This window comes from Nonomuraea sp. NPDC049714, assembly GCF_044465295.1.
Classification (GTDB): domain Bacteria; phylum Actinomycetota; class Actinomycetes; order Streptosporangiales; family Streptosporangiaceae; genus Nonomuraea.
Genome location: NZ_JBITLM010000007.1, coordinates 530,036 through 539,340 on the forward strand (window position 1 = coordinate 530,036; position 9,305 = coordinate 539,340).

Consider the following 9,305-nt stretch of genomic DNA (forward strand, 5'->3'; position numbering starts at 1 on the left):
AGGGTTACCACGTGAAAGTGTCCCTTCTGGACCCCTGTCAGGACCCCGAGCCGCCCGGTTGGGAGGACTTCCGGAACGCCGAGGGCCTGTCCGCCGTCTGGGCCTACGACGTGATCGCCGCGTCGTCCGAAGGCTCGTGGGCCCGCCCGCTGCTGGCCGTCTTCCACGACGGCGACCGCGTCGCCGGGGTGGTCGGCGCCGTCTACATCGGCCTGCGCCCCCCGGGCTCCGGCCGGATGCCGCGCCCGCGCCGGGAGCCGCTCGTGCTGGACGTCCGCCTGCCCGGCCACTCCAACGGACCCACCTGGCACTTCGGCGACGAGGTGTCCCACGCCACCCGCCGTGAGCTGCTCAGGCGGTTCGAGCGGGCGGCCCGGCGGCACCTCGGCCTGGGAGTGGCCGGAGCGCTCTATCGCATGGTGGCCGAGCCTCAGGTGTCCCTGGTCGCCCGCCGGGGCGCGATCATGCGGCAGTCGCCGGGCGGCACCGTCATGTCACTGCCCTGGGCCTCGGTGGAGGGGTGGATCGGCTCGCTGAGCAGAAACCGCAGGTCGACGCTGCGCCGGCAGACCAGGAAGATCGCCGCCGCGGCCGACCTGGTCGTGACCGAGGGCCGGGCCCGGCTCGACCTCGACCCCGCCGAACTGGCCGAGCTCAACCGCACGCACACGGCCCGCCTGGCGTCCCGCTTCGACCCGCGGCCGGATCTCCCAGCGGCCTACTTCGCCGCTCTGCTCGCCCGCGAGGACGTGTCCGTCATCTCCTACCACTCGGCGGACCGGCTGCTCGGCTTCGCGATCGTCTTCGAGCACCCCACCTCGCCGATCTACGGCCCTTGGGCGGCACTGCGGCCCGAGGAGGGCGGCCGCAAGGACCTCTACTTCGACAGCTACGCGCGCATCGTCGCCGGCGCCGTCGGCCAGGGAGGGAAGCGATTGTTCGGCGGCCGGGGGATGATCGACGTCAAGCTCTCGCTGGGCTTCGAGTACGTCCCGATGAAGCTCGTCGCGGTGCCCCGGTGGGCGATGGGATGAGCCTCAGCCTGCAGATCCTCGACCCTCGCCACGACCCCGAGCCCGCCGACTGGGAAGAGCTGCGCGGCGCTGCCCGCCAGTGCGTGACCTGGCGTTACGACCTGCTGCGCGCCTACGCCTGGGCCGCCCAGGCACCGCTGCTGCTCACCGTGCTGAGACAGGCGGGCACCGCCGTCGGCGCGGTGTCGGTGTCCCTGCGCGGCATCAGGCCGCACCGGGGCGGCTACGCCGGACGCCGTGACCGCGCGGGCGTCCTGGACGTCCACGCCCCGGCGAACCGCTCCCAGAAAGGCTGGTGGTTCGCCGGTGACCCGGCCCCCGAACAGCGCCGGGAGCTGCTGCGCGACTGCCTGCGCGGCCTGCGCCGCGAGCTGGGGGCGGGCTGGCGGAGCGCCGTGTGGCGGGAGGTGTCGCCCGGCGAGCCGGAGCTGCTGCCCGGCCGGGTCCGGGTGACCCTCCCCACCGCGCCGCTGGCCAGGCTCGCGACCCCCTGGAGCGGCGTCGGGGAGTGGTACGCCCTGCTCGACCGCGCCCGCAGCGACTCCCTGCGGCGGCGGGCCAGGAAGTTCACCGCCGATCCGAGCCTGTCCATCCAGGTGGGACCGGCCCGCGACCTGGTCGGCGGGGCCGAGGCGGCCGAGCTGCGCGCCGAGAACGACCTCAAGCACCGCAGCAGGCTCTTCCCGCTCGCCCCGCTGCCGCTGCCCTACCTGGAAGCCCTCGTCGGCGGCGACGAGGTCGTGGCCATCGGCTACCGCGACGCGGGCCGGCTGATCGGGCTCTCCCTGATCCTCGACCACCCCGACTGGCCCATCTGCCTGAGCTGGGGCGCGCGGTTGCCCGAGGACGGCGGCCGCAAGCACCTCTACTTCGACGGTTACGTCCGCATGGTGGAATGGGCGATCGCCTCCGGCAAGACCGGACTCGTCCTCGGCAAGGGGCAGGCCGAGGCCAAGAGCGCCCTCGGCGCCGACCTCGTCCCCTCCTCCGCGCTGGCCGTGCCCCTGTGACCACCGTGGACGAGCCCATGACCTGCGTGCAGTGCGGCCACCCGCACCCCGCCCTGATCGCCCGGCGCCTGCGCCCGGTCCGCTACTCCTGCCGGTCCTGCGGCGCCGTCTTCAGACCCGGCCCGCCTCCCACCCCCGGCCGGCCACGGCTCGCGCCCGTGGACGGTGACCCGCTGGCGGCCTACCTGCCCGCACCCATGGTCCGCTGGGTGCGCCAGAGCGCCGGGGAGATCCCGGCCGCGCCGGACCGGGCCACGCTCGCCCGCTGGTACAAGGGGTTCGACGCGCTCGTCGCGGGCGCCGCCGCCTCGGCCGAGTCGCGAGCCGCCGTCGAACGGGTGAGCGACGTCCCCCTCGACGTCCTGCCCGCGTTCTCCCAGGTGTGCGCCGCCCTGCACGCCACCTGCTACGACCCGGCCCTCGCCCTGGCCAGGCTGGGGCGCGACGAGCCCTTCGTGGCCGAACGCGTCGGCCACCTGCGCCACTGGCTCGCCACCGCGGGCCGCTCCACGACCTGGCTGGAGGCCGCCGAGGCGCCGCCGCCCGCCAGGGAAGCGGTCGAAGACCTGCTCACCCTGCCGGAGTCGTTCACCACCGACCAGGTCAGAGCCCTGTTCCGCGCCCTGTTCGGGGTGGACAAGGGGCCGTCCGTGCCGGGGGTGCGCGCCCGCTTCGGCGACGAACGCATCCGCCAGGCCCTGCTCGCCTACCTGGAGACGGGCGAGCGCCCGTTACGCCGGACCGTCGCTGACGACCTGGACGCGACATGACCGCCGTCGCCTCCCACCGCATCGGCGCCCGCCGCCTGCTCACGCTGCTCGGCGGCCGCGCCACCTTCAGGCTGCTGCTGTACGGGTCCTCGGGCGTCCTGGTCGCGGCCTGGAGCCGGGCGGACTTCAACGCCTACGCCGCAGCCGCCGGAGCCGTGGGCTGGCTCTGCATGGTGGTGCAGTCGGGGCCGGAGAAGGCGGCGCTCACCCTCATCCCGCGCGCCTTCCGCACCCGTGACCAGCTCGCGGGCCTGCTCCGCGCGGTCGTCGCGTACGTGCCGCTGCCCTTCACCGCGGCCGCCGCCGCCGGGCTCGTCCTCGCGCCCGGCTCCACCGCCACCATCTACCTGCTGGCCATCGCCTACTACATCGCCCTCGGCTGCGGCTCGCTGGGTGTGGCGGTCCACCGGGCCCTCGGCCGCTACACCTACGACACCGCCCACTTCTCACTCCTCGGCCTGGGCATGATCGCGCTGGCCGGACTGGCGTTCACCGCGCACCTCCGGCCCACCGGCTACCTCGCCGGGCTGCTGGTCCTGGTCACCGCGCTCAACCTCGTCCTGCTGCGCGGGCTGCCGCGCGCCCACGGCTCCCGCCGGGCGCTGCGTGGCCTGCTGGCCGGCACGGTGGTGCTGATGGGCGCCGCCGACGTCATGAGCAACGCCATCATCGGGACGCTCTTCGTGGAGCTGTCGCTCTCCTTGCACGCCGGCCAGAGCGGCGACCTCTACCTGATGATCCTCGGCTGGGGCTTCGCCGCGTCCGTCGTCTACACGGTGCAGCGGATCTACCAGCCCCGGCTGGCGCTGTGGATGACCTCGGGCGGTTCCGCGCGGGCGCGGACGCTCGGCATGCGCGTCGCGAACGTGGCCATCCTGACCAGCGCCCTCTGGCTGGTCCTCGCGGGGGCGGCGCTCGCCGCGGGCGTGGCCGGCACCCGCTCGCTGATCGTCCTGGCCGTTCTGCTGGCGTCCCTGCTGCCCGCCAACACCCTGGCGAGCTTCGGCATCTTCGTACTGGAGAACTCCGGCAAGAGCGGCCTGCGCGACAGCGCCAAGGCCGCGATCCTCGCCTGGGCGGCGGTGGCCGCGCTGGGGGCGCTCACCGTCCCGCTCGCCGGGGCCGCCGGAGCGGTGTACGCGCTGGGCGCGCAGGGATTCGTACTGGGACTCGCCCTGAGGAGACGCATGTGACCACCGAGCCGGCGGGGCTGACCGTGCTGGTGCCCTGCTACAACGAGGGAGCGCAGGTCGAGACCGCCCACGGCGAGCTCGTCGAGGCGCTGAAGGAGGTGGGCGAGCTGGAGATCCTCTTCGTCGACGACGGCAGCACCGACGACTCCCTCGACCGGATCCGCCGGCTGGCCGAGACGGACCCGAGGGTGCGCTACCTGTCCTTCACCCGCAACTTCGGCATCGACGCCGTGATGGCCGCCGGATTCCGCTACGCGGGCCGGCCCTGGACTGTCCAGTGCGACGCGGACCTCCAGGTGCCGCCGGCGGAGATCTGGTCCCTGCTCGACAAGGCGGGGGAGGGCTACGACGTGGTGTTCGGCGAGCGGCGGGGCAGGCGCGACCCGCTCCTCCGCAGGGGCGGCTCGGCCGGTCTGCACTGGGCGGCCCGGCGGCTGTTCGGCATCGACATGCCGCGCGGCGCCTCCACCTTCAGGCTGGTCCGCACCGGCCTGGCCCAGACGATCACGGAGCTGCGGCTGCCCTGGTTCATCCCGGCGGTGCCCCTGGTCGGCGCCCGATACGCGGTCACGCCGGTCACCCACCGGCCCCGTACGGCGGGCCGGTCCAAGCTCCGGGTGGCCCGGCTGGCGGCCCACTCCTTCGAGCTGTTCTTCGGCTTCTCCTGGCGTCCGCTCGCCGCTGTCTACGCGGCGGGGGCGCTGGGCGGCTGCCTGGCCCTGGTGCTCGCGGTGCTCGGATACGCCGGGCTGGTGGGCGGCAGCGCCCTCGCGGCGACCCAGCTGCTGCTCACCGGTCTCACGCTGGCGGCGGTGGCGCTGCTCGGGCGCTATCTCCACCGGCTGCTGCGCGACTCGGCGCGGGTGCGTACCTACTACATCAAGGAGGCGAACGTGCCGCTGCGCCCGGAGGACACCCTCACCGGCGGACTCCCTGGCCCGCCGCCCCCGGCTCGCGCCGTTCGGCGTAACGCATGAGGTGAGGCAACCGGGAGGACGCCTTTCACGCTGAAGAGTCATGAAACTTTCACGGCTCTTTGACACCGGGAAAGCGCTTACCTATGGTGCTTCTTGTTCGCTCTCACGTATGCCATTCATCTACGTGAACGGATGCTCGCTGGAAGGACGCCATGTCGCAGGCTGAACAGCCTGCCCGGACCAGCAAGGAGCTCACATCGTGCGACAGAGAATCAGCGGCAGAACGGTCGCGGCGGTCGCCGCCGCCATCGTCATGACGGGGACGGCGGTGGCCGGCGTCTCCGTCGCCTCGGCCGCCTCGGCGGCTCCGGCGCCGGGACCGTACACCGTGGTGAACAACAGCAGCGGCCTGTGCCTCACCGTGCCAGGTGGCGGCTCCGCCGACGGGTTACAGCTCACGCAGAGCGGGTGCGGCGGCGCGGCGCAGACCTTCGACGTGGTCGCCGACGGCGGCGGCTATCTGCTCAAACCCGCTCACAGCGGCAAGTGCGCGGGTGTGAAGGACGCCGGCACCGGTGCGGGTAAGGCCGTGCAGCAGGAGAGCTGCTCGGGGGCGGCCTCACAGAGGTGGAGCCTCACCGAGTCGGGATCCACCTACCGGGTCGTCAACGCCAACGGTGGCAAGTGCCTCAACATCAAGGACAACTCGACGTCCGCGGGCGCTCTGGCGCAGACGAACTCCTGCGACTCGGTGGCGACCAAGCAGTGGCGGCTCGTCCCCACCGGCTCCGGGCCGACCGACCCTCCCACGGATCCGCCGGGTGACCCGACCGGCCTGGTCGGCTGGGCCACGCAGGGCGGCGGCACCTCGGGCGGCGGCAACGCCTCCCCGGTCACGGTCTCCAGCGCCTCCGCGCTGACCAGCGCACTGTCCGGGACGAACGCGGCCGTGGTCCGGGTGTCCGGCACCATCTCCTGCTCCGGCCTGATCCGCGTCGGCTCCAACAAGACCCTGCTGGGCAATGCGGGCGCGACGATCTCGGGCTGCGGACTGAACATCTCCGAGGCCTCCAATGTGATCGTCCGCAACCTGAACTTCCGGGGCTGGGACGACGACGCCATCAACGTGCAGTACTCCACCCGCGTGTGGATCGACCACAACAGCTTCAGTGACGGCTACGACGGCACCGTGGACGTCAAGCGCGCCAGCGACTACGTCACCATCTCCTGGAACAGGGTCTTCGACCACGACAAGACCATGCTGCTGGGCCACGACGACGACAACGGCAGCGAGGACCGCGGGCACCTGCGGGTGACGTACCACCACAACTGGTTCGACGGCACCAACCAGCGCCACCCGCGCGTTCGCTTCGGCAACCCCGTGCACGTCTACAACAACCTCTACTCCAGCGTCGGCGGCTACGGCGTGGCCTCCACGGAAGGCGCCGGTGTCCTGGTCGAGGGCAACTACTTCGAGAACACCGAGGACCCCTTCCATCTGGGCGAGGGTGACTCCGGACCGGGGAGCCTGGTCGCCCGCGCGAACCACTTCGTCAACTCCGGCTCCGGCGAGACGGGCGGGAGCGTCGCCTCCATCCCGTACTCCTACTCGCTCGACGGCGCCTCCAGCGTCAAGTCGATCGTGACCGCGGGGGCCGGCGCGGGCCGGATCTCCGTCTGACCTGAGCTCGGCCTCCGGTGACCGGTCCCCGAGGGGGCCGGTCACCGTCATGGTGTGGCGTCAGGCGGGGCAGACCATACCGATGCCGCAGATGACCACGAGCCGGCCGGGGGTGACCCAGCCGGGACCGTGCGGATTTCCGGTCGGCAAGGCGAAAAGAGTGAGTGGCAGGCCGTCGGGCACGCAGGTGCACAGGTCTTTTATCGCCTGCCATCCCGTCATGGTGGGCATTTCACCGCATCCGTCGATCATCAGCCATCCGAGCGGAATGATGACGTTGTCGGAATGGCGGCTCTTTTCCTCTTTCCCGATGGGGGCGGGAAGGAAAGGCGCGTGCGCGGCCTTCCTGGCGAGAGCCTTTCGCGCGGACTTGCGCGCCGGCGTCTCGGAGCCGAACCTGACCAGGCCGAGGCTGGTCAGCAGCAGGGAGATGGCGGCGATGACGCTGGACACCTGGCCCGCCGACTCGGCGCCCTGGGTGGCGAAGGTGATGACCAGATAAACGAGCGCGCCGAGGGCGAGGACGCGGGAAAGGGTCTTTTTGGTACGGGTGTACTTCCTTTGGGTGGACATCGTGTGGAGCCTCGGCTTCTCTCGTTTCCGGCCGCTCTTCAGAGCTTTTCTGTGTGGTGTGACGCGGTTGTCACGGGGTCCGCCGATGGCCGGGCTGTCACGATTCAGCAACGTTGAAAATTTTACGACTCACGTTTCTCTATTTTTCGGATATTTGCCAATAAAGGAGTTCCTGCTCGCCATCGGCCAAGAAGGCCGAAGAGCTGGCCAAGGAGCGCCCGGACCAGGCCGATCAGGCGGTCGACCGCGCGGACGGGAGGCAGGTACGACGAGCAGCAGCCGGAGGAGCAGGCCGTACCGGAGCAGTTTCGAGCTGGATGTCCGTTAAGTCGACGGCGTGTTCGTCAGGTGCCGCATCGCCGCCAGGGTCTGGTTGATGGTGGCCGGGAGGTCGGGGTCGCCATGCTGGTCGAGCCAGCGGGTCACCGCTATCCGGAACGTGGTCACGGCGATCTCCGCCGCGAGCCGGGCGGTCAGGTCGTCGACGCCGCGGTCGCGGAAGCCCTGCTCCAGGGCCTCCGACATGAGCGAGGACTTGCGCAGCTCGCGCTCCTGCAGGGCTGGTTCGGCGTCGATCGCGGCCCGTCGGCGTAGCAGGTAGTCGAGGCTGCGGCCCTTGAAGATCTCGGCCGCGGTGGGGGCCAGGCCCTCGGTGATCAGCTCCATCGGGCCGAGCGACGGCGGGGCCTCGGCCATGAACCGGGCCACCAGCTCGGGCACCGACTCCTCGCCGGCGAACAGCACCTCACGCTTGTCGGCGAAGTACCGGAAGAACGTACGGGTCGTGAGCCCGGCCCGCGCCGTGATCTGCGGCACGGTGGTCTCGGTGAAGCCCTGCTTGAGGAAGAGATCGAGCGCGGCCTGCTCGAGCCGTTCGCGCGCACCCGACTGCCATCGACCCATGCGGCCCATTCTAGTGATGACACGTCGTGTCATGCTATGCGATAGTGATGACACGACGTGCCATGAATGATGGGGGCGAACATGACGGGTGAGATCTGGGTGCTCGGCGCGACCGGACGGGTCGGCCGGGAAGCGGTGCAGCGCCTGCAGCAGGCGGGCGCCGAGGTGGTGGTGGTCGGCCGCGATCGGGAGCGGCTGACCCAGGTGAGTCCGGACGCCCGCGCGGTGACCGGCTCGCTCGACGAGGTCTGCGCGCGGCTGGCCACCGAGGCGCCGGTCGTGGTGATCAACACGGTGGGCCCGTTCGCGGTCACGGCGCCGCAGGTCGCGCGGGCCTGCCCGCCAGGCACCCATTACGTCGACGTCTCCAACGAGCTGAGCGCGTTCGAGCTGCTCCACGGCATGGACCGGGAGGCGGCGGCCACCGGTCGCACGCTGGTCTCCGGGGCGGGCTTCGGCGTGCTCGCGACCGAGAGCATCCTGCTGCATCTGCTGACGGCCGAGGAAAAGCCGTCGCGCGTACGCGTCGACGCCGTCGCGTCGGTCGCGATCGAACCCGGCGCCCTCGGCGAAGCCCTGGCCGCCACCATCGTGCAGGCGTTGCTCGACGGCGGCCGCGAGGTGCGGCAGGGCCGGATGATACGCGCCCAGGCCGGCCGTGCCGCCGAGCGATTGACCACCCCCGAAGGCGACGTGGTCACCACCGCTTCCTGGGGCAGCGGCGAGCTCTTCGCTGCCTGGCGGGCCAGCGGCGCCCCGTCGGTGATCGGCGCCTCGGCTCTCGCCCCGACCAACCCGGCCGTCCGAGCGACGCTGCCGGCGATCGGCGGCGTGCTGCGTCTGCCCGGCCTGGCCGGCTTCGCCATTCGGCGGCTCGCCCGTGTCACGACGACCACGGCCAAGGAGCGCCCGCGCCGATCGTCCTGGGGCCGCGCCCGGGTCGAGTGGCCGTCCGGTCGCGTACGTGAGGGCTGGCTGCGCACCGGCGAGGGCATGACGTTCACGGTCGGCGCCGTCACCGAGGTGGCCCAGCGCCTGGCCAAGGGCGAGGTGCGCCCCGGCGCGTACACCCCGGCCAGGCTCTTCGGCCCCGAGGTGGCGCTGGCCGCCGGCGCCGAGTTCGTGTTCACCGACTGACAGTGATGATGGAGGTGAGCGCTTCCCGCCAGGGTTTGACCCACCGACTGACTGACCTCGAGGTCCTCAACGGGATCTGTCGGCCCT

At 71.8% G+C, this 9,305-nt stretch carries 9 protein-coding genes; 7 read left to right on the plus strand and 2 right to left on the minus strand.

The window, feature by feature from the left end:
• Nucleotides 1–11 precede the first annotated feature (11 nt).
• The 6 genes from ACIBQX_RS28665 to ACIBQX_RS28690 all read left to right on the plus strand — a co-directional run bounded on the left by ACIBQX_RS28665 (nt 12) and on the right by ACIBQX_RS28690 (nt 6,605).
• Nucleotides 12–1,034 (plus strand): GNAT family N-acetyltransferase, encoded by a 1,023-nt coding sequence (locus ACIBQX_RS28665; RefSeq protein ID WP_397009769.1) that lies wholly within the window; start codon nt 12–14, stop codon nt 1,032–1,034.
• Nucleotides 1,031–2,044: a hypothetical protein gene (locus tag ACIBQX_RS28670; RefSeq protein WP_397009771.1), complete on the plus strand. Its 1,014-nt coding sequence runs from the start codon at nt 1,031–1,033 to the stop codon at nt 2,042–2,044. Before ACIBQX_RS28665 ends, ACIBQX_RS28670 begins: the two co-directional genes overlap by 4 nt.
• Complete coding sequence (locus ACIBQX_RS28675; RefSeq protein ID WP_397009772.1) at nt 2,041–2,814, plus strand: hypothetical protein; 774 nt, start codon at nt 2,041–2,043, stop codon at nt 2,812–2,814. Before ACIBQX_RS28670 ends, ACIBQX_RS28675 begins: the two co-directional genes overlap by 4 nt.
• Nucleotides 2,811–4,007 (plus strand): hypothetical protein, encoded by a 1,197-nt coding sequence (locus ACIBQX_RS28680; RefSeq protein WP_397009774.1) that lies wholly within the window; start codon nt 2,811–2,813, stop codon nt 4,005–4,007. The genes ACIBQX_RS28675 and ACIBQX_RS28680 overlap by 4 nt, the downstream gene beginning before the upstream one ends.
• The gene (locus tag ACIBQX_RS28685) at nt 4,004–4,984 is read left to right on the plus strand and encodes a glycosyltransferase family 2 protein (protein ID WP_397009776.1); all 981 of its coding nucleotides are present in this window, start codon (nt 4,004–4,006) and stop codon (nt 4,982–4,984) included. Before ACIBQX_RS28680 ends, ACIBQX_RS28685 begins: the two co-directional genes overlap by 4 nt.
• Nucleotides 4,985–5,183: 199 nt before the next feature.
• On the plus strand, nt 5,184–6,605 hold the full coding sequence (locus tag ACIBQX_RS28690; RefSeq protein WP_397009778.1) for an RICIN domain-containing protein: 1,422 nt from the start codon (nt 5,184–5,186) through the stop codon (nt 6,603–6,605).
• 60 nt (nt 6,606–6,665) lie between these two features.
• Here ACIBQX_RS28690 and ACIBQX_RS28695 read toward each other — a convergent pair whose 3' ends face one another.
• Complete coding sequence (locus ACIBQX_RS28695; RefSeq protein WP_397009780.1) at nt 6,666–7,289, minus strand: hypothetical protein; 624 nt, start codon at nt 7,287–7,289, stop codon at nt 6,666–6,668.
• 213 nt (nt 7,290–7,502) lie between these two features.
• Complete coding sequence (locus tag ACIBQX_RS28700; protein ID WP_397009782.1) at nt 7,503–8,081, minus strand: TetR family transcriptional regulator; 579 nt, start codon at nt 8,079–8,081, stop codon at nt 7,503–7,505.
• 81 nt (nt 8,082–8,162) lie between these two features.
• Between ACIBQX_RS28700 and ACIBQX_RS28705 the strand changes: the two genes are divergently transcribed.
• Entirely contained in the window at nt 8,163–9,218 is a 1,056-nt protein-coding gene (locus ACIBQX_RS28705; protein ID WP_397009784.1) for a saccharopine dehydrogenase NADP-binding domain-containing protein, read from the plus strand.
• Nucleotides 9,219–9,305: the final 87 nt, after the last annotated feature.

What these genes read in the sequence shown, in the direction of transcription:
- ACIBQX_RS28670 (WP_397009771.1), top strand. Translation starts at nt 1,031, where the DNA reads ATGAGCCTCAGCCTGCAGATCCTCGACCCTCGCCACGACCCCGAGCCC.
- ACIBQX_RS28680 (WP_397009774.1), top strand. Translation starts at nt 2,811, where the DNA reads ATGACCGCCGTCGCCTCCCACCGCATCGGCGCCCGCCGCCTGCTCACG.
- ACIBQX_RS28700 (WP_397009782.1), bottom strand. Translation starts at nt 8,081, where the DNA reads ATGGGTCGATGGCAGTCGGGTGCGCGCGAACGGCTCGAGCAGGCCGCG.
- ACIBQX_RS28705 (WP_397009784.1), top strand. Translation starts at nt 8,163, where the DNA reads ATGACGGGTGAGATCTGGGTGCTCGGCGCGACCGGACGGGTCGGCCGG.